Annotated in this window: 20 protein-coding genes and 1 pseudogene; 7 read left to right on the top strand and 14 right to left on the bottom strand. The window is 32.4% G+C overall.

The window, feature by feature from the left end; genetic code table 11:
* Positions 1-87 precede the first annotated feature (87 nt).
* The 3 genes from M4I23_RS13235 to ytxJ all read right to left on the bottom strand — a co-directional run bounded on the left by M4I23_RS13235 (position 88) and on the right by ytxJ (position 2,208).
* Complete coding sequence (locus tag M4I23_RS13235) at positions 88-615, bottom strand: DUF5004 domain-containing protein (protein ID WP_249754737.1); 528 nt, start codon at positions 613-615, stop codon at positions 88-90.
* A 120-nt stretch (positions 616-735) separates the two neighbouring features.
* The gene (locus M4I23_RS13230; RefSeq protein ID WP_249754736.1) at positions 736-1,707 is read right to left on the bottom strand and encodes a bile acid:sodium symporter family protein; all 972 of its coding nucleotides are present in this window, start codon (positions 1,705-1,707) and stop codon (positions 736-738) included.
* A 111-nt stretch (positions 1,708-1,818) separates the two neighbouring features.
* The gene (gene ytxJ / locus M4I23_RS13225; RefSeq protein WP_158850387.1) at positions 1,819-2,208 is read right to left on the bottom strand and encodes a bacillithiol system redox-active protein YtxJ; all 390 of its coding nucleotides are present in this window, start codon (positions 2,206-2,208) and stop codon (positions 1,819-1,821) included.
* A gap of 410 nt (positions 2,209-2,618) precedes the next feature.
* On the opposite strand from ytxJ, the gene clpB reads away from it, so the two are divergent.
* Positions 2,619-5,225 carry an ATP-dependent chaperone ClpB gene (clpB, locus tag M4I23_RS13220; RefSeq protein ID WP_249754735.1) on the top strand — a complete coding sequence of 869 codons (2,607 nt, stop codon included), beginning with the start codon at positions 2,619-2,621 and terminating at the stop codon, positions 5,223-5,225.
* 431 nt (positions 5,226-5,656) lie between these two features.
* The gene (gene deoC / locus M4I23_RS13215) at positions 5,657-6,313 is read left to right on the top strand and encodes a deoxyribose-phosphate aldolase (RefSeq protein ID WP_158850391.1); all 657 of its coding nucleotides are present in this window, start codon (positions 5,657-5,659) and stop codon (positions 6,311-6,313) included.
* An 83-nt stretch (positions 6,314-6,396) separates the two neighbouring features.
* Here deoC and M4I23_RS19955 read toward each other — a convergent pair whose 3' ends face one another.
* The 10 genes and pseudogenes from M4I23_RS19955 to M4I23_RS13180 all read right to left on the bottom strand — a co-directional run bounded on the left by M4I23_RS19955 (position 6,397) and on the right by M4I23_RS13180 (position 14,198).
* A complete protein-coding gene (locus M4I23_RS19955) occupies positions 6,397-6,504 on the bottom strand; it encodes a hypothetical protein (protein WP_368736183.1) in 108 nt (35 codons plus the stop codon).
* Positions 6,505-6,647: 143 nt separating this feature from the next.
* Positions 6,648-7,124 (bottom strand): annotated as a pseudogene (locus M4I23_RS13210) (hypothetical protein).
* Positions 7,117-7,197 carry a hypothetical protein gene (locus M4I23_RS19950; RefSeq protein WP_368736182.1) on the bottom strand — a complete coding sequence of 27 codons (81 nt, stop codon included), beginning with the start codon at positions 7,195-7,197 and terminating at the stop codon, positions 7,117-7,119. Before M4I23_RS19950 ends, M4I23_RS13210 begins: the two are co-directional and overlap by 8 nt.
* A gap of 419 nt (positions 7,198-7,616) precedes the next feature.
* Positions 7,617-7,826, bottom strand: coding sequence for a LamB/YcsF family protein (locus M4I23_RS19945; RefSeq protein WP_368736181.1), 210 nt, complete (start codon positions 7,824-7,826; stop codon positions 7,617-7,619).
* 308 nt (positions 7,827-8,134) lie between these two features.
* The gene (locus M4I23_RS13205; RefSeq protein ID WP_249754734.1) at positions 8,135-9,247 is read right to left on the bottom strand and encodes a DUF2891 domain-containing protein; all 1,113 of its coding nucleotides are present in this window, start codon (positions 9,245-9,247) and stop codon (positions 8,135-8,137) included.
* 36 nt (positions 9,248-9,283) lie between these two features.
* A complete protein-coding gene (locus M4I23_RS13200) occupies positions 9,284-10,375 on the bottom strand; it encodes a DUF695 domain-containing protein (RefSeq protein ID WP_249754733.1) in 1,092 nt (363 codons plus the stop codon).
* 68 nt (positions 10,376-10,443) lie between these two features.
* On the bottom strand, positions 10,444-11,757 hold the full coding sequence (gene murA, locus M4I23_RS13195; protein ID WP_249754732.1) for a UDP-N-acetylglucosamine 1-carboxyvinyltransferase: 1,314 nt from the start codon (positions 11,755-11,757) through the stop codon (positions 10,444-10,446).
* Positions 11,758-11,766: 9 nt separating this feature from the next.
* Entirely contained in the window at positions 11,767-12,423 is a 657-nt protein-coding gene (locus tag M4I23_RS13190) for a DUF4290 domain-containing protein (RefSeq protein WP_249754731.1), read from the bottom strand.
* A gap of 98 nt (positions 12,424-12,521) precedes the next feature.
* Positions 12,522-13,712, bottom strand: a complete 1,191-nt coding sequence (locus tag M4I23_RS13185; RefSeq protein ID WP_249754730.1) for a hypothetical protein — start codon at positions 13,710-13,712, stop codon at positions 12,522-12,524.
* Between the two features lie 192 nt (positions 13,713-13,904).
* A complete protein-coding gene (locus M4I23_RS13180) occupies positions 13,905-14,198 on the bottom strand; it encodes a DUF493 family protein (RefSeq protein WP_158851887.1) in 294 nt (97 codons plus the stop codon).
* A gap of 89 nt (positions 14,199-14,287) precedes the next feature.
* Here M4I23_RS13180 and M4I23_RS13175 point away from each other — a divergent pair, with 89 nt between their 5' ends.
* The 5 genes from M4I23_RS13175 (at position 14,288) to M4I23_RS13155 (ending at position 18,999) form a co-directional block, all read left to right on the top strand.
* Complete coding sequence (locus M4I23_RS13175; protein ID WP_249754729.1) at positions 14,288-14,827, top strand: AAA family ATPase; 540 nt, start codon at positions 14,288-14,290, stop codon at positions 14,825-14,827.
* 9 nt (positions 14,828-14,836) lie between these two features.
* Positions 14,837-16,744: an ATP-dependent DNA helicase RecQ gene (locus M4I23_RS13170; RefSeq protein WP_249754728.1), complete on the top strand. Its 1,908-nt coding sequence runs from the start codon at positions 14,837-14,839 to the stop codon at positions 16,742-16,744.
* A gap of 164 nt (positions 16,745-16,908) precedes the next feature.
* Positions 16,909-17,856 carry a methionyl-tRNA formyltransferase gene (gene fmt / locus M4I23_RS13165; protein WP_249754727.1) on the top strand — a complete coding sequence of 316 codons (948 nt, stop codon included), beginning with the start codon at positions 16,909-16,911 and terminating at the stop codon, positions 17,854-17,856.
* 187 nt (positions 17,857-18,043) lie between these two features.
* Entirely contained in the window at positions 18,044-18,316 is a 273-nt protein-coding gene (locus M4I23_RS13160) for an HU family DNA-binding protein (protein ID WP_158850413.1), read from the top strand.
* A gap of 122 nt (positions 18,317-18,438) precedes the next feature.
* Entirely contained in the window at positions 18,439-18,999 is a 561-nt protein-coding gene (locus M4I23_RS13155) for a YqgE/AlgH family protein (RefSeq protein ID WP_158850415.1), read from the top strand.
* 1 nt (position 19,000) lies between these two features.
* Here the strand turns inward: M4I23_RS13155 and M4I23_RS13150 are convergent, their stop codons facing one another.
* Positions 19,001-19,843, bottom strand: a complete 843-nt coding sequence (locus M4I23_RS13150; protein ID WP_249754726.1) for an aminotransferase class IV — start codon at positions 19,841-19,843, stop codon at positions 19,001-19,003.
* Positions 19,844-19,849: the final 6 nt, after the last annotated feature.

Raw genomic sequence — 19,849 nt, 5'->3', positions numbered from 1 at the left:
ATAAAACTTATAAATACTCCATAAAGAAAAACCTTTGAAGTTATTTCAAAGGTTTTTTTTTATTATTTAAATTACCAAATAGCAGTACTATTCAATAGATTTCTCGTAAGTAAATGTTGTTGTGGTATTAATAACATTTCCATTTACATCAACATATTTTAAATTACCTTCTGTAGAAAACGCTGTGCTTTCATCGTTAACTTCAATTTGAGTTAATTGTGTAGAACAATTAGAAACAATTATTAACCCAGAAGATTCATTCAACCCCCAAGTTCCAGTTATTTCTTGCTCGTTATCACAATCAATAGCCGTCATTCCTCCGGTAAAAGCATAATCTCTATTATCACTAAATTCATATACAATATCTTTTGAGCAATCTGTATATTGAGCAAATAAATCAGTGCTTGGGTTATCTATTTCATCATCCGTTAAATCAATTTCATCTTCTGAAACAACACTTTTCAGCGTCCATTTACCAGTAAAATTAATTTCATTACTAGTTAATTCACCTGTAACATCCTCAGCACATTTTAAATCATTGTCATCATCATTACAACTAATAAATAAAATACTACATGCAATTAAACTTTTCACTAATAAGATACTTTTTTTCATAATTTATATTTTTTTAAAAGATGAATAAAGCACCAAATAGTTGCGTAAAAAAGCTACTTATTTAGCAAAAAAAACATAAAAATATTATCTATCTGGCTCTTAAACCTCTAAGAATTTAAATTAATTAACAATATCGCGCTTAGCCAATTTTGAAGCAATAATACTTATTATTAAAATTTGAGTGGCATGAAATAACATAAGTGGCAATAGTATAATACCGACAGAAGCCATATTACCAAACAGTATTTTAGAAAAAACCGTACCGTGAACTAACGATTTTTTAGTACCACAAAACTGAGCTGTTATTTGATCTTCTTTGTTAATTTTAAGTTTTTCAGCCATAAATTTTGTTAGATAAAAGGCTACAGAAAATAAAAAGAGTACACCTGTAAAAATGGCTAATAAATCTAAAAAGGATACAGAACTAAATATATTATTGTAGAAGGATTCTGAAAAACTCTTATAAATTATTAATAGAATAATAGACTTATCAAAAAGCGTTAATTTACTACTATGTTTTTGGGCAAAACTACCTAGAAAACGCTGTAATAGAAGTCCCAAAATTACAGGTAAAATAATCTGAACAATAAGTTTCATGTAAATCGCAGTAAAGTCGAAATCGGATTGTGCATCATCTACAAATAACCCCATCCAAAGTGGCGTAATCACAATACCTATAATTCCAGATATACTCGCATTAAAAATAGCTGCCGGTATATTGCCCTTGGCCATAGATACCATAACAACCGACGATGATACCGTAGATGGTAATGCCGCCAAAAAAAAGAAAGCCAACCATATAGTTTCTTGTTCTGCATTTTGAATTAACGGACGAAACATTAAAACCAATAACGGAAACATTAAAAAAGTAGACCCCTGCACTAAAAGATGCAATTTCCAGTTTTTAAGTCCTGCCTTCAATTTTGTTGGACTTAATTTAAGTCCGTAGAAAAAGAATATAAGCGAAATTCCTACCGAACTAATTGTATCGATAGGAATTTCACTTTCTTGTGTTCCCCATTGCGGAAAGAAATAAGCTATTAAAATAGTTGCTATAATAGATAGAACAAACTTATCAATCTTTACTTTCATGTACCTTCATCTTAATTTATGCTAAATAAAATAATTACGGCAACATAGCAAAAGATAAAACAACAAAACACTCTAGATATATTAAACCTAGAATATTCTAAATATATAAAATTAAACCAAACTAGCTAAATCCATTTCATTAATAGCTCCGTGACTCTCATGAGCTACCACTACTCCGTTTTTAATAACCAAAAGCTGTGGCGATTGGTGCATAACCTGAAATTTATAACCAACCTCATTAGATATATCACGAAAATTCAACAAATCTAAAAAATACAAATCCACTTCTTTTTCCGTAAAATCATAAGCACCCACAAACTCTTTCATCACCATACTACTAATCCCGCAACGCGTAGAATGTTTAAAGATAATCTGTGTTTTAGTACTCGACTTCTCCTTAATTAAATCCAATTGCTGCAAAGCATTCAAAGGAATCCAAGGCAATACTTTTTCCTCTTTTGATTCTCCCGAATCACCAAAAATTTTACTAAATAATCCCATAGTTAATTTTTTATTTTCATCCCCTTGTAACAGAGAATTTTATACTATTTTTTATTTGGGCGTTACCACAAGGGTCGGGCTTTCACTACTCGCTCCCTCCTATGGTCGGGGAGCTCAAACATGCCGTTCAATCCCTAACGCATTCATCCGCCAAATTAATGTTAAACTCAATTTTTTTTCGAGCTTTTGTTGTCAAAATTAACTACTTTTATAGTACTTAAAATTAAAACTTACCAAAAATAAGTCGACGGGTAAACTAAAACCTTACAAACCGACAAAAAGTCATTAAAAACCGCACCACAACCGCCATTTTGTCCTGTAAATCAACTTGGTAGGGAATTTGAAATATACATTCAAAATAAAACACTAATAAGGTTTTCGCCTTAGCGGAAATCAAAAAACATAACAAGATGAACCTAAACGATTACACCATTAAATCGCAAGAGGCCATTCAGCAAGCGCAGCAAATTGCGCAAGGTCTAGGCCAACAGCAAATTGAAAATGAACACATTTTTAAAGGCATTTTTGAAGTCGACGAAAATGTGCTTCCGTTTATTTTAAAAAAATTAAACGCAAACATTCCTATACTAAAACAAGCTTTAGATAAACAAATAGAAAGCTTTCCTAAAGTATCAGGAGGTGAACTCATGCTTTCTCGCGAAGCTGGAAAAACATTAAACGAAGCATCTATAATTGCAAAAAAATTAAAAGATGATTACGTTTCTATAGAACACCTTATTCTAGCTGTTTTTAAATCGAACAGTAAAATAGCACAAATGCTAAAAGACCAAGGTATTACAGAAAAAGGTTTAAAATCAGCAATCGAAGAGTTAAGACAAGGCGAAAACGTAACCTCGCAAAGCCAAGAAGAAACCTACAATTCGTTAGACAAATACGCAAAAAACTTAAATCAATTAGCAAAAGACGGCAAATTAGATCCAGTTATTGGTCGTGATGAAGAAATTCGTAGAATTCTACAAATTTTATCCCGTCGTACCAAAAACAACCCAATTTTAATTGGAGAGCCTGGAACAGGTAAAACCGCAATTGCAGAAGGTTTAGCGCACCGTATTGTGGATGGCGATATTCCTGAGAATCTAAAAAACAAACAAATTTTCGCACTAGATATGGGCGCACTTATTGCAGGTGCTAAATACAAAGGTGAATTTGAAGAACGTTTAAAAGCCGTTATAAAAGAAGTAACTTCCAGCGATGGTGATGTGGTTTTATTTATTGATGAAATCCACACATTGGTTGGTGCAGGTGGCGGACAAGGCGCTATGGATGCAGCCAATATTTTAAAGCCAGCCTTGGCTCGTGGCGAACTTAGAGCTATTGGGGCAACCACTTTAGATGAATATCAAAAATATTTTGAAAAAGATAAAGCGCTAGAACGTCGTTTCCAAAAAGTAATGGTGAACGAACCAGATACCGAAAGTGCCATTTCAATACTTCGTGGTATTAAAGAAAAATATGAGGCTCACCACAAAGTACGTATAAAAGATGAAGCTATTATTGGTGCCGTAGAACTTTCAACACGATACATTACCAATCGTTTTTTACCAGATAAAGCGATCGATTTAATGGACGAGGCAGCTGCAAAACTGCGTATGGAAATAAACTCTAAACCCGAAGAACTCGATGTTTTAGATCGTAAAATCATGCAACTTGAAATTGAAATTGAAGCTATTAAGCGTGAAAAAGACGAAGTAAAGTTAAAATCACTACGTTCTGATTTAGCTAATATTAAGGAAACTAGAAATGAACTTAATGCCAAATGGAAAAGTGAAAAAGAAGTTGTAGATAATGTACAGAACACCAAGCAAGCTATTGAAAACTTCAAGATAGATGCAGAAAAAGCTGAACGTGAAGGTGATTATGGTAAGGTAGCAGAATTACGTTATGGTAAAATAAAAGAAGCACAAGAACAATTGGAAGCTTTCCAAAAACAATTGGACGAAAAATCGGAAACATCTCTTATTAAAGAAGAGGTTACTTACGATGATATTGCTGAAGTTGTTGCCAAATGGACAGGTATTCCTGTTACTAAAATGCTTCAAAGTGAACGAGAAAAACTATTAAGACTTGAAGATGAATTACACAAACGTGTAGTTGGCCAAGAAGAAGCTATAGAAGCTGTTAGTGATGCCGTTCGCCGTAGCCGTGCAGGATTACAAAATCCAAAAAAACCAATTGGAACCTTCCTCTTTTTAGGGACAACCGGTGTTGGTAAAACCGAATTAGCAAAAGCTTTGGCGGAATATTTGTTTGATGATGAAAATGCATTAACTCGGATTGATATGAGTGAATATCAAGAACGTCACGCTGTAAGCCGTTTAGTAGGAGCACCTCCGGGATACGTAGGTTATGAAGAAGGCGGACAATTAACTGAAGCTGTGCGTCGTAAACCATACTCTGTAGTGCTTTTGGATGAAATTGAAAAAGCACACCCAGATACTTTTAATATTTTACTACAAGTTTTAGATGAAGGTCATTTAACAGATAACAAAGGTAGAACTGCCGATTTTAAAAATACGATTATTATCATGACTTCCAATATGGGTAGTCAAATAATCCAAGATCGTTTTGAAGCGACAAAAGACATCAATTCAGCAATTGAAGCTGCCAAAGTAGATGTCCTTGCGTTACTAAAGCAAACCGTAAGACCAGAATTTTTAAACCGTATTGACGATACTGTAATGTTTACACCGTTAAGCAAAGAAAACATTGTATCTATTGTTGGTTTACAAATAAAAGGTATTACTAAAATGATAGCACAACAAGGCATCACTTTCGATGCTACGCCAGACGCTGTAGCCTATTTAGCAGATAAAGGTTATAACCCTGAGTACGGTGCAAGACCTGTAAAACGTGTCATACAAAAAGAAGTTTTAAATGCTCTAAGTAAAGAGATATTAGCAGGAACGGTAACTACCGATAGTATTATTTTACTAGATGCATTCGATGATAAGTTGGTTTTTAGAAATGAAAATCATTTAGTTAGCGAAGAAATATAATTTTAAAAACAGAAATTTAAAGCTTAAAAAGCAACACAAAACTCATAAAGAGGGATGTGTTGCTTTTTTTTATTCAACGGAATATGAGGAAAACCGTATGAAACACTAAATTCCTAGTGTATTTTAACCAATTCGATGTAAAACAATAAACCTCCATTTAAAACGCTATAAAACAATAATTCAATACACTAAAGAATGTCTACATAACACTTCACTATAGATAAATAATATTACAAACAATACTATTTCCAAAACTTTTCTATGAAAGTAAATAAAATACTACCGTTCGTCTAAAAAATTAAAAATTAAAAAATCGACCAATGGTTAGTTACTAACTTAGCTAAGGAATTACCCTAGAATCTAAATATATAAAAAAATTAGATTTAATAATTCTCCCTCAAAAAAAAAGCTTAACCTAAAAACTCCCTAACATGATTATTTCTGAGTACATAGACTATACTCTATTATCACCCACAACTACCGAAGCCGAAATTATCACGCTTTGTAAAGAGGCAAGAAAAAGTAACCTTAGTAGCATATGCATAAATAGCTGCTATGTTACATTAGCAAAAGAATTACTAAAAGGAACAGATGTGAAAATCTGTTCAACTGTAGGTTTTCCAGCAGGTAGCTCATCTACTGCCACTAAAATATTTGAAGCCACAAATGCTATTAAAGAAGGTGCTAATGAAATTGATATGGTAATCAATCTTGGCTTATTAAAAAGCAGAAATTATGTTTCAGTAATGAAAGATATTAGCGCTGTAAAATTAGCTATTAGTAAAACACCTCTAAAAGTAATTATTGAAATATCGGAATTAAATAAAAACGAAATAGTAAAAGCATCTCAAATTTGTGCCGATGCCAATGCAGACTTTATTACTACATCTACCGGGTTTTCTAAAAGTGGCGCCACTTTTACAGCAGTAAAAATCATTAAAAAAACGGTTAGAGATGCTATAAAAATAAAAGCATCAGGAGGTATAACCAATCTAGAAATATCTCAAAAATTTATAGATATTGGAGTAAGCCGTATAGGTGCATCACCAAATTTAAAGCTTCGTAAAGCACTTTTAAAACTAGGATAAAAAAAACGTTATCCTTTTTATCTAAACGAAATGTTTTGTCCAGAATACTTCTGAGACAAAACATTTATTTACATATCACTCATTTAGAATATTTTTGGATACCCGCCAGTTATCTGGCAATCCCGCATTAAAAGAATGATCTCACCAGAAGGTGTTAACTGAACAGTTCCTGGGATTAATAGTCCTGTTATAATCGGTTTTAAATTATTCTGTAGTGTTTATATCAATTGACACCCCATTCTATTATTGTTTTTTGAAACATTAAACAAACACGAAAACAGTTGATTTTGTTGGGTTTCAGAAAGGTATTCAAATTCGGAGCCTTAATAAACTTCTATACTTTTGAGTTGATATAAGAATCATCAAATGGTATTTTCGTATGTTTTTGAGTATTAATTACCGACAGCGATTCTACTGCTAATTCATCGTTTTTAAATAGCGCGCTAGCCTTTGTTATGTTTTTGTATATACTTTTACTCATCATAACTGTAACGATGTTAAAACCACCTAAAACGGCAAAATAACACCTAAAACCGACTTCAAGTTCCCTGAAACTAAGAACGTCACCAGCTTAAACACGAATAATTACAACATTATCGACTTGCTTTCTATTCAATTTAGCCAACATACTAGCTCTGGAAAGAGCAATACGCGTATTAACATTAAACTGAAACTTAGCACCTGCCATAGTCATTTCTAACACCGCTTTATTTTCCGTATTACCAACTAAGGCATTAGCAATAATAGCCGCCCCTTTTTCAACCTGTAATCTAGGTGTTAATTTAGGAGGTGTAATGAGTGATTTATCCAAACCGCCTAGATATAAAACCCAAGTAAAAACCGATAAAATAGACAGTATAAACAACCTGAGAATAACGCTTAATAATATCACTTTTTGATATGTTTTTTCAGTTGAAATAACAGCTAAATCTATCCCAAAACAAGCATCAGAATACACAGGGATTTCCCATAATACAAAAACTCATTAAACAGCTCCGCTTTTGATTACATAGATTTTATCTATAGTCGAGATTCGTTTAAATAAATTAACTTATTTTTTATATTAAAATCTATTAATGAATTAGATAGGGAGATTACTTGAATAATTTATTTAATATTTTAATTTTCAATTTTATCCTTAAAAATTAAGATACTCTCTAGAATACTTTCATTAATTCCACTTGACTATTCAACCAAAAAAGTATGCAAACCTAAGGATTTATAACGAAATTTGAAAGTCATTAAAACTAACCTATTTTAATTTGATGAAGCGCCAGTTTTTCTTTTAAATTTTGGATCAAATCTACAGCATTTGGAATATCACCCTGAAGACAAAAGCATCAGATAAAACTTCAATCTCAAAACCTTGAACCGTCTTTACTTTTTGTTCAAAAATCATTCTAAAAACATGATTAAACATGTCGGCTTTATCATGAATTACAACATCTTTTTTAAGTTTTGAAACTAATCTTAAATCATCATTATAATTCCAATCCGCAAAAGCCTCATATATTATTTCCGATAGCTAAATTTGCTATTTCCGATTTATACAGTACGTAAAGTTTATTGGTAACATCAATGATTTCATAACCTCTATAATAGCATTGGCTACTTTTTTTATCGGCAGCTGCGAGGTCATAAAACGTACCACGTGGTTTTATAAGATCTAGTCGGGCGCGTTCCGATTATAGAACAGTTAATGAGTCTTTAATTTGATGTTTAACAGAGACATACAAGGCATTACGAACCCCTCACCTACATCAACATTGATATCTATTGTTTTAATTTCCAACAAACTAAGTTAGCAGATTTAAATTAATTTTAGAAAGAATTTAAAGCGTAAATAGCGAAAGAACCTAACCAATGCCCGCCCTCATAACTATCGCCGAAAATACTTGGTAAAGAATGATTCAAATGCTGAATAGCAATAGGTTTAAGATGCGCATATTCAGGTAAATCTTCGGCTATTTTATTTAAACTCCAAGCTCTCGAGAAATTTAAACCATCTAAATGCACCAAATGCCCATCGGTTCTATCAGACACTTTTCCGGTTTCCAAAGTAAAGTTTTTATTTTTTAACTCTGGCAAAAAAGCCTCTAGCCAAGACTTATAATCTTCAATAGGTAATAGTCGCTTCATTAAAGCCGCTTCTTCTAGACAAGGCGATAAAAAATCTGATCCTCCAGGCTCCCAAGACATCGGGCAATTTTCATCTTGTAAAAAGAAATATTCCGCACGTGTTTCAATGGCTAATTTAAAAACTTCATTATTTACAGCTACTGCATAATCGTAAGCAAAGGACATACCAAAAGCTGTATTTCCATGCGTTCCAACTCGCGTTGGATAATTCAGTTTTGGAAGATATGCTGTATATTTTTCAATAATTAAATCAGTAAGAGGCTGAAGATTTTCTTCTAAAACTCTAGCAGTTTCATCATCCCAAGTATGGAGTTCTTCAGCTAACTTTAATAACCAGGCCCAACCATAAGTACGCTCAAAAGACTTATTATATTCCCCTGAAAAATACGCAACTTCACCTTCAATATTTACTTTAGACAAGTTACATAAAAGCCTCATATTTAAATTTTTACTATTTTTTAAATCAGGATTACTCTTTAGTAAACTCACCAAACTCCAATGTCCATGAACAGCAGAATGCCAATCGAAACAACCATAAAATGCAGGATGCAAAATTGCCGGTTTTTTCAAATCCTCGTCGCCTCCTAAGGTCTGCGATAGCTTGTTTGGGTATTCTGAATTAATACAATGAAGCGGTAAAGCAGCCAACTTATTAGCTTGCTCTAAATCGAGTTTTGGAATTTTTAAAACAGTAACTTCAACGGGATCATCTATCGATTTAAAATCCTGCTTTTTGTCCGATTGCTTACATCCTATTAACAATATTATAAAAACTAAAATAAAGCGTTGCATCATAATATTTCATTTAATTATTAAGAGAATCTGTTCTATTTACCTCGATAAAAACCTATCAAAAGATTGCCAATATTTATCTTTATAAATATCAAAACTCACCTTTAACTTACCCGAATATTTTGTTTTAATTTGATAAAACACTTTAGAAGGCTTTCTAAAATCGGTACAAGCAAAGTATATTTCTCGCATATTATCTGCAGTTTGTCTACCAATATTTAAATAACCTTTAGAGTCTTTTAGCTCCTGTAAAACTTCGTCCTCAATGATATTTAACAAATTATAAGTTTCTTCATCTGGCATGCCATTATTACTTAGTCCCGTATATTCCATTTCTAGAACAGCAACCCATGGATGCGATGCTTTGCTATCCCATTGTAATAAATCGGTATTCACAACCGCTAAGAGTGGCAAACCAGACTCCATAGACGCTTCAAAGGCTGAATAACTGTCTTTTTCAGTAGAATGACGTAATCCATCATACTTTTCAATAAACTCTTTTTCACGCCAGATTAAAAAATCCTTTAATTTTTCAATTGGAACTAAATCACTTGTAGCATCAGAAGTATTAACAACACTTAAATTATCGATAATAGATACCGAATTTAGCTCACCTAAAGCATTATCTAAAAACAAATAGATACCATTAGTAATATCTATTCTATTATCTTCACTTAAGCTCTCATGTGTTATTGTAATATCAATTTCATCTGGATAATTATTTAAATCATTAGAATAAAAACGAAGTGTATCCTTACTAAATTTATAAGCGTCTATTTCTATTCCTTGATTTTCAAATCCAGACTCTTGTTTTAAAGCAGTAATTTTCCAACCTTTAATTTGGGGAGCTTCTTCAACTAAATCTTCAACGAAAGCGATATTCTTTAAATCACCATCAGCAGTTAGAATGAGTTCTGCTGTATCTTCATCAAACATGCCAGCTAAAAACCAATATCCCGATTTTAATTCATTTAATTTTTTAGACAAATCAATAAAGAACAACGCATTAACATCACCTTGTTCTTTTATTACTTTAAAGAATGATTTCTCGTTTTTAATAAACCAATTCCAAAAATCAGCATTAGATTTTATAGGATTATCCTTTTTTAGGAACTTTTTAAAAAAATTCATACCACACAAATAAGCGTTCCGTTTTTAAACGAATAATTAAAATTGAAACACTGAAAATTAAATTTAGACTACGACTCTACACGTTCGATTCTTGCGCCAATAGCACGTAAACGCTCGTCTATATTTTCGTAACCTCGATCAATCTGTTCAATATTCTGAATAGTTGATGTTCCTTTTGCAGAAAGTGCTGCAATAAGTAAAGATACACCTGCACGAATATCTGGCGACGTCATGGTTGTTGCTTTTAAAGTCGACTTAAAATCGTGCCCAATAACAGTTGCTCTATGCGGATCGCATAAAATAATTTTTGCCCCCATATCTATCAATTTATCCACAAAGAATAAACGACTTTCGAACATTTTTTGATGAATTAAAACACTTCCTCTAGCCTGTGTAGCCACAACTAGAATGATACTCAATAAATCTGGTGTAAAACCAGGCCAAGGAGCATCGGAGATAGTTAAAATAGAACCATCGATATAACTTTGAATTTGATAACCGTTAGTATGTGCAGGAATATGAATATTATCACCTTGCTTTTCAACGGTAATACCTAATTTTCGAAAAACATTAGGTATCACACCCAAATCGTTCCAGCTTACATTGGTAATAGTAAGTTCACTTTTTGTCATAGCCGCAAGACCAATCCAACTTCCTATTTCAATCATATCAGGAAGCATACGGTGTTCTGTTCCTCCTAAGGTTTCTACACCTTCTATAACTAACATGTTAGAACCTACACCGCTAATTTCAGCTCCCATTCTATTCAGCATTTTACATAATTGCTGTAAGTATGGTTCGCAAGCTGCGTTGTAAATTGTTGTTGTTCCTCTTGCTAAAACAGCAGCCATTACAATGTTTGCTGTTCCGGTAACCGATGCTTCTTCAAGCAACATGTAGGCTCCCGTTAAATATTCGGCTTCTACCCCGTAAAACTGATCTTCTTTACTGTATTTAAATTTGGCTCCTAAATTAATTAAGCCTTCAAAATGCGTATCTAATCTACGACGACCAATTTTATCACCACCTGGTTTTGGAATATATCCTTTACCAAAACGTGCTAATAACGGACCAACAATCATTATTGATCCACGTAATCCGCGACCATCAACTTTAAAAGCATCAGACTCTAAATAATCTAAATTAACTTCATCGGCTTGAAAGGTATAACTTCCTTTACCTATTTTTTCAACCTTAACACCAAGTTTTCTCAACAAGTTTATAAGCTTGTTAACATCTATAATGTCTGGAATATTATTAATTGTAACCAATTCTGGAGTAAGTAGAACGGCACATAGAATTTGTAAAGCTTCGTTTTTGGCTCCTTGAGGTTGGATACTACCTTTTAATTGGTGTCCTCCTTCAATTTTGAATGTTCCCATGCGTAAAAATTAGTAGCGTTTTCTTTGACGGTTATTAGTATTGCCCTTTTTTTGCCCGCCTTTTTTATTGTTATTACTGTTGGCAAACTTCGATTTTGTACGCAACAAACTGCTAGAATCGGATAAATCTTCATCAGAATTTCGAAGATCTATTTTTCCGTCAGACAATTCAAACAAATGACCATAAATAACAGCATCTTCAACCGTATCTTTATTCCAATTTAAAAAACACTTTTTCATGTGATTTGCAATGGTATGGAGTAACGCTTCTTTCAACTCGCCATCTTCCCATGTATTTGCTACATCGATCATGGTTTTAATATTGTTTCCGTAGAAACGATATTTAGGGAAATTTTGAGGATATTCTAGAGGTTCTGGACGCTCTTCGTAAATTTCTTTAGTAGGAATATCATAAGGAGAATCGGCATCTAATTCAAAATTAGCCATGATAAAAAGCTGATCCCAAAGTTTATGCTTAAAATCGGGAACATCACGTAAATGCGGTTGCATATTACCCATTACTGCAATAATACCGTTTGCTAATCTATTACGTTCTTCCTTTGTTCCTCTCGTTTTAGCGTAATTAATCATTTTCTGCATATGTCTTCCGTATTCCGGAATGATTAAATGCTCACGCTCTGTATTGTATTCTAAATCGTCTATCAAAATAATGGTGTAGAATTAATGTTTCTCTGCATGTAGTTGTTATGCATGCCGCAAAATACAAAAAAAATTGAATAGCGCTATTAATATTACCAAATCAATTATTCGGCATACTTATTTATTAACCTTACAAGTAGATTATTTAGGAGCTCAACTTGATATTCACCAACGGTTGGTTCTATATGTTCATTACCAATCCCACTATCATTTGTAATAAAAACGTAGGTTCCGTTAGTTGCAATTGCAAAATAACGCATTAAAAACTCGGTAGATTTATCTATACCACTAGCAGTTACCGGAATTATTTTTACACCATTTTTAGCAGCTGTAATTATAGATTCCTTTAGGCTTTGGTTTATTTCGTCGGTTTGGTGTGGTGGCGCATCTAAAAGTAAAAAAGCAATTCTAGTTTTAGAATTTGTACTCCATTGCAAATCGTTTACCGTTTCGGCTAAAGCAACTTCCACAGCTTCTTCAAAATCACCTCCTCCACCAGCGCTTTGTTCATTTATAAAATTTACTGTAGAGGAAATACTTGATGTAAAATCTGAACGTCTCGTAACATAATCGTCACCTTCATCTCTATAAAAAACAGTTGATGTTAAAATTGTTGCACTTTGGTTATCTTCTTGAACACGGCCAATAACATCGGTTAAATCACTCTTTAAAAACTCAAGTTCATCTCCCATAGAGCCTGTAGCATCTACAATAAATGCAACTTCAATTTTATCTTCGGAAATGGTTGTGTTCTGAATATTAAAAACGTTAACGCCTTCTTCAAATAAAGAAAGATCTTCATTTACAACCTCACCATTTATTTCAATTTTATAATTGGAAAGATCTATAGTTGAGCTTGCTTTATCGCTGTTAAATAAACTTACAAATAAATTAGCTTCGCCAAAATTATCTGTTTTAGCTTCGCTTATGCGCTCATCATCCTTTAAAAGAGAAAGAGACACATTATTTATAGGTAGTGATGTATTTTGATCTAAAACCTGAAAAGCAAAACGCTTTGAAGTGTTGAAACTCCAGTTTTTCTGATATTCTGTATAATCTTGAGTATTTAATATATCGCTCCAATAGCCCCAATTCGTTAAATCGCTCCATTCGCCAGCCGTAATTTGGCCGGCAGCCTCACCATTACCACCATTGCTTGAACCAGATCCAACACCCTTAGAACCATCAGATGAAGAAAGCTCACTACCTTCAAAAACTTCTTCACTTGCACTATCTCCAGTATTACAACTAAATAACACAAAAACAGAACATAAAACTAACACGACTTTCTTCATCTTAAAACTTTTTATTTCAAGATGCAAAAACGAGTAAAAGGTTGCTTCAAATTATAAAATAAAACTTTTTATATATAAAAAATTACCAATGTACTTCTTGGTTTTAGATCGAAGTATAAAAAATTTACGTTTTCACGGAAAGTATAATTTAATAAAAAATTAGAATCCCAACCAAGATAAATACTTGAAAATTTAAAGACTTATTACACCCTCAATTTTATTGGCAACTTCTTTATATTTTTCAATTACAGTTTCTGGTTTTTTCATAGAGACACTAATAGAAACACTGGTATATTTACCTTTTGCAGACTCTTTTGTTTCTATCACTGCTCCCATATCATCAAAAATAGCTTCTAACATTGCTATCTTTTTTGAATCGGAAAGCACAATAAATTTATATAAATATTCCGAAGGCCAAACAGTGGTATCGTATAATTGGGCTTTTAATTTATCGTAAAATTCTTCTGAATTAGGAGGTGTGCTCATTACATATTTATTAAGCTGCAAATATACAGTTTAGTTTCCATTTTTTTTATAGATTATAAATTCCGATTTTTACAAAAAATAAAGCAGCATTGAACACTAAAAAGATTGTTATTACGGGCGGTCCAGGAACTGGAAAATCAACTTTAATTAATGAATTAATAAAAAGAGGACATACTTGTTTAGAAGAAATTTCTCGACAAGTAACCTTAGATGCTAAAAAAGATGGTATCGACCAGCTATTTTTAACCAACCCTTTATTGTTTAGCGAATTACTTTTAAAAGGTAGACGCAAGCAATTTATTGACGCCGAATTATATAAAAATGAAACTGTATTTTTCGATCGTGGCTTACCAGATGTATTAGCATATATGGGTTTTATTGGAGATGATTGTCCAGAAGATTTTATTGAAACATGCAACAACTCTAAATACCATACCGTTTTTATTTTAAAACCTTGGGAAGCGATTTACACTAGTGACAATGAACGTTACGAAAATTTTGATCAAGCTTTAGAAATTCACGATCATTTAGTAAAAACCTACGAAAATTACGATTATAATTTAATTGATGTCCCTTTTGATACCGTTGAAAATAGAACCGATTTTATTTTAAATCATATAAATATGTAAGCGTCCAGAATGGAACACCCAATAAACATATTAGAACGCTATTGGAAATTTACGAAATTCCGACCTAACCAAGAAGCTATCATCAATGCGGTTTTGGCTGGAGAGGATACTTTTGCGCTTTTGCCAACTGGCGGCGGAAAATCGTTATGTTTTCAAATTCCGGCTATGGTTAAAAAAGGGATTTGCATTGTGGTATCTCCTCTTATCGCACTTATGAAAGACCAAGTGCAATCCCTAAACAACAAGGGTATTAAGGCGATGGCGCTTACAAGTGGAATTTCTTACAATGATTTAGATACACTTTTAGACAATTGTGTTTATGGTAATTATAAATTTCTATACCTATCGCCCGAACGTTTACAACAGGAGCTGGTGCAAGATCGCATTAGGTTAATGAATGTGAATTTAATTGCTGTAGATGAAGCGCATTGTATTTCTCAATGGGGAAGCGATTTTAGACCAGCTTACAATAATATTGCCCTTTTAAGGCAGTTGCAACCTACGGTAAATGCTATTGCTTTAACGGCATCGGCTAAACCAGAAGTGATTCAAGACATTGTAAAGCAACTCGATTTTATTAATCCTAAAATATTTAAGCAATCTTTTTTAAGACCTAATTTAGCATATTTAGTTTTTACTGAAAATGATAAATATTACAAAATTGAAACGATACTTAAAAAGTACAAACAGTCCTCTATTATTTATGTTAGAAACAGAAAACTAACCCTGGAATTAAGTGCTTTTTTAGAATCGAAAAAGATATCTGCAACTTTTTATCATGGCGGTTTACATAATAACGACAAGGATAAAAACATGAATGCTTGGATAAATAACCAAAAACAGGTTATGGTAGCCACAAATGCTTTTGGAATGGGAATTGATAAACCAGATGTAAAAACGGTTATCCATATTAGCTTACCAGAAAGTATTGAAAGTTATTTTCAAGAAGCTGGGCGTGTTGGCAGAAATGGAGACAAAGCCTTTGCGGTAATATTGAAAAATGAAAATGATGAAAGCCGGGTTAAAAAACAGTTTCTAGGATCGTTAGCTAGTGTTGATTTTGTAAAACAAGTTTACAGAAAATTATGCAATTACTTTCAAGTACCGTACGGTGAGGGCGAGTATTTATCCTTTGAATTTGATTTTAACACCTTTTGCAAAACCTATAAATTTAGCCCAAGCGCGTGCTATAATGCTTTATTAATTTTAGATCGAAATAGTATCATTACACTTTCTAAGCAATTTAAAAACAAAGTAACTGTCCAGTTCATAATATCAAATTCGGCATTATTTAATTATTTAGATACACATACAGAGTTTAGCATTATCGTAAAATCAATTTTACGCATGTATGGCGGTGCATTTGAGCAGGCTACAAAAATTGCATTAGCTAAAATTGCTGAAAAATCTACAGCTAGTGAACCCAAAATTGTTAATGCTTTAAAGCAATTAGAACGTGACGGTATTATTACTTTAAAACTAGCTGAAACGGATGCCGAAGTTACTTTTATTCAGCCTCGGGAAGATGATAAAACTATAAACAGAATTGGAAAAACTATAGAGCAGCAAAACAATTTAAAACAACAACAAGTAAAAGCAATGCTTGATTATGTTGAAAACGATTCGGTTTGTAAAAGCATGCAGCTCCTCGCCTATTTTGGCGAAACAGAAATTAGTCCGTGTGGAATTTGTTCGGTTTGTACGAATCCAAAAAAGGTAAAAGTATCATCAACCGATATCAAGATTGTAAAAAATCAAGTTATTGAGCTTTTAGAAAATGGAGATCAATCCTCTAGAAAAATTTCCGAAGCCTTAAACACTTCCGAAGAAAATATAAAAAATGTTTTAAAATTACTTTTAGAACATCAAATAATAACAATAACAGCAAGGAATACCTATAAGTTGAGTCATTTATAATTCATCTTGAAGTATTCAAAAAAACAATTTTCTAATAATAAAAAACCAACTTCAATTGTCCTTTTAAATTATCATTAATATATAAGGACAAATAATATAGACTGATACTATGCTAAACTAGTCTAAACAAATACTAGTATAGTTGGTGTAAAATATAATTAAAAATGAAAGATTTAAAAATAGTATTTATGGGAACGCCAGATTTTGCCGTTACCATTTTAAAAACATTAGTAGAAAATAAGCGAAATATTGTTGGTGTAATTACAGCGCCAAATAAACCTGCTGGACGCGGAAGAAAATTAAATGAAAGCGCGGTAAAACAATATGCAAAATCTGTTGGTTTAAATATTTTACAACCTACGAATTTAAAAAACGAAGCCTTTTTAGAAGAATTGAAAGCTTTAAACGCTAATCTACAAATTGTAGTTGCCTTTAGAATGCTGCCAAAAGCGGTTTGGCAAATGCCGGAACATGGTACATTTAATTTACATGCATCTCTACTGCCAAACTATCGTGGAGCAGCGCCTATTAATTGGGCTATTATTAATGGTGACACAAAAACTGGTGTTTCTACGTTTTTTATAGATGAAAAAATTGATACTGGAGCAATGATACTTCAAGAAGAAATAGAAATTGAAGCAGAAGAAAATGTTGGAAGCCTACATGATAAATTGATGTATTTAGGTAGCGACTTAGTTTTAAAAACAGCAGACCTTATTGAAAAAGGTGATGTCAAAACCGTTCCGCAAGCAGAAAATGCAGATATAAAAACAGCATATAAGCTTAATAAAGACAATTGTAAAATAGATTGGACGGCTTCAATTAATGATATTCATAATAAAATACGTGGTTTAAGTCCATATCCAGCCGCATGGTGTACCTTAATTAATGGTGAAGACACCTTGGATATAAAAATTTATAGTGCGAAAAAAGAAATAATTTCTCATAATGATTCCGTTGGAAGTATTCTTTCTACTAAAAAAGAGTTAAAAGTCGCTGTGAGTAAAGGATACATAATTATAGACGATATTAAGCTTCCTGGCAAGCGAACTATGGATGTGAAATCTCTTTTAAATGGCTATCAATTTGAAAATAATTCAAAAATGCTGTAAAGCCTTATTCCTGCTGATGTTATTAAAATAATGTTAAATCAACGCACCTTTATTAACAAATGCTATAAGTTATTAACAAAACCACGGATTTCCCTTGCTATTACTTGTGTGGTTACATAATCCGTATAAATTTGTATAGGATTTAACAAAATGTTTAACCAAATTATTAATAATTAAATTTTATATTATGAACAAAACAGATTTAATCGATGCTATGGCAGAACACGCAGGAATTACTAAGGCTGCTGCTAAAAAAGCTTTAGAATGTGCAATTATTGAAATCGAAGGTGCTTTACAAAAAGGTAACAGAGTTTCTTTAGTTGGTTTTGGATCTTGGTCAGTTTCTAAAAGAGCTGCAAGAGAAGGAAGAAATCCTCAAACTGGTGCTACAATCCAAATCAAAGCTAAAAACGTTGTAAAGTTTAAAGCTGGTGCAGATTTATCAAGTGCAGTAAACTAATTATTTACTTCATAAATATTAAGAAATGCCTTCAATTTTTGAAGGCATTTTTTTTATATATTATGTAAAGACTTGCTTTTTTAATAAATTAATATTAGATTTAATTACTAATTCCTGAAAATATGGTGACTACACAACCAAAAAAAGGTGATTTATTAATAGCAGAACCAGCTATTATTGGAGACGTTTCATTCAATCGCTCTATTGTTTTATTAGCCGACCACACCATAGAAGGCTCTATTGGTTTTATACTAAACAAACCTTTAGAGTATACTATAAACGACTTAATACCAGAGGTCAAGGCTGATTTTAGAGTATACAATGGCGGACCCGTTGAGCAAGATAACCTCTATTTTATTCATAAAATACCACATTTAATACCTAATAGTATTGAAATATCTTTAGGTATATATTGGGGCGGCGACTTTAATAGAGTAGCCGAACTTATAGCCAACAACACCATTAACGAAAACGACATAAAATTCTTTTTGGGCTATTCTGGATGGGATACTAATCAATTATCAAGCGAACTTAAATCTAATTCTTGGGTGGTTACCGAAAATATTTATAAAAAGGATGTTATAGAAAAAAGTTATAAATCTTTTTGGAAAGAAAAAATGCTAGAATTTGGTGGTGAATATAGCATTTGGTCTAACGCGCCAGAACATCCGAGTTATAATTAGATTAACTTACCCTAATTTTAATATTCAATTTCTGAATTAAAAGTTTAGATATTTCTGATTTGAAAGTCTTTTTTCTGTATTTAGCTACTGCTTGAATACCAACGATAACATTAGTAATAAAAATCTCGTCTGCTTTTTGAAGTTCAAATGGAGAAATAGGTTCTTCAACCAACTCATATTCTGGCAAAGCTTTAATAGTTTCTATAATTTGCTTACGCATTACCCCTTTCAAACACCCATTTGATATTGGTGGTGTTTTTATAACTTTTCCTTTTACTACAAAAACATTTCCGTTTAAGGCTTCTATAACTTGCTTATCAGTGTTTAATAATAAACAGTTATCAAGTTTATTTTCTTTTGCATAAATACTACCAACTACATTAAGAACCTTATTGTTCGTTTTTAAGCTCGATAACAAACTCGGTGACACATAATAATCTTTAAACAAATCTACCTCGTAGAAAGCATCCTTTACAACATAAAAATCAGTGTCGATAGGTTTTGCTGTAATTAGAAAACTAATATTGTTTGTTTCGGGTAAATATAACCCGCCTTCGTTTCTAAAAACGGTTAGCTTAACTCTAGAAGATGCATTTGATAAATTATTTGCCGTTAAGGTTTCTAATATTTGTTCTTCTAAAAACTCCATAGTAAAGTTCATTGGGATTTCCATACGCATGATACGCATGGACGCCATAAGCCTGAAATAATGATCTTCCCAAAACAAAAGTTTACCGTAAGATGCTTTTATTGTTTCAAATAAAGCATCTCCGTATGCAAAGCCTCTATTATTAATGGATAATAGTGTATTATCTTCTAAAATATTTTCGTTAAAATTTACCATAAAAAA

The organism is Algibacter sp. L4_22 (assembly GCF_023473045.1).
GTDB lineage: Bacteria > Bacteroidota > Bacteroidia > Flavobacteriales > Flavobacteriaceae > Algibacter.
The sequence above is the reverse complement of the archived record's forward strand: the minus strand, read 5'-3'. Positions and strand labels throughout refer to the sequence as shown.

Coding starts and splice junctions, on each gene's coding strand:
- ytxJ (WP_158850387.1), bottom strand. CDS start 2,208: ATGGGATTATTTAGTAAAATTTTTGGTGATTCGGGAGAATCAAAAGAG.
- M4I23_RS13155 (WP_158850415.1), top strand. CDS start 18,439: ATGGTGACTACACAACCAAAAAAAGGTGATTTATTAATAGCAGAACCA.
- M4I23_RS13200 (WP_249754733.1), bottom strand. CDS start 10,375: ATGAATTTTTTTAAAAAGTTCCTAAAAAAGGATAATCCTATAAAATCT.
- M4I23_RS13170 (WP_249754728.1), top strand. CDS start 14,837: ATGGAACACCCAATAAACATATTAGAACGCTATTGGAAATTTACGAAA.
- murA (WP_249754732.1), bottom strand. CDS start 11,757: ATGGGAACATTCAAAATTGAAGGAGGACACCAATTAAAAGGTAGTATC.
- M4I23_RS13185 (WP_249754730.1), bottom strand. CDS start 13,712: ATGAAGAAAGTCGTGTTAGTTTTATGTTCTGTTTTTGTGTTATTTAGT.
- deoC (WP_158850391.1), top strand. CDS start 5,657: ATGATTATTTCTGAGTACATAGACTATACTCTATTATCACCCACAACT.
- M4I23_RS13160 (WP_158850413.1), top strand. CDS start 18,044: ATGAACAAAACAGATTTAATCGATGCTATGGCAGAACACGCAGGAATT.
- M4I23_RS13235 (WP_249754737.1), bottom strand. CDS start 615: ATGAAAAAAAGTATCTTATTAGTGAAAAGTTTAATTGCATGTAGTATT.
- clpB (WP_249754735.1), top strand. CDS start 2,619: ATGAACCTAAACGATTACACCATTAAATCGCAAGAGGCCATTCAGCAA.
- fmt (WP_249754727.1), top strand. CDS start 16,909: ATGAAAGATTTAAAAATAGTATTTATGGGAACGCCAGATTTTGCCGTT.
- M4I23_RS13150 (WP_249754726.1), bottom strand. CDS start 19,843: ATGGTAAATTTTAACGAAAATATTTTAGAAGATAATACACTATTATCC.
- M4I23_RS13205 (WP_249754734.1), bottom strand. CDS start 9,247: ATGATGCAACGCTTTATTTTAGTTTTTATAATATTGTTAATAGGATGT.
- M4I23_RS13180 (WP_158851887.1), bottom strand. CDS start 14,198: ATGAGCACACCTCCTAATTCAGAAGAATTTTACGATAAATTAAAAGCC.
- M4I23_RS13230 (WP_249754736.1), bottom strand. CDS start 1,707: ATGAAAGTAAAGATTGATAAGTTTGTTCTATCTATTATAGCAACTATT.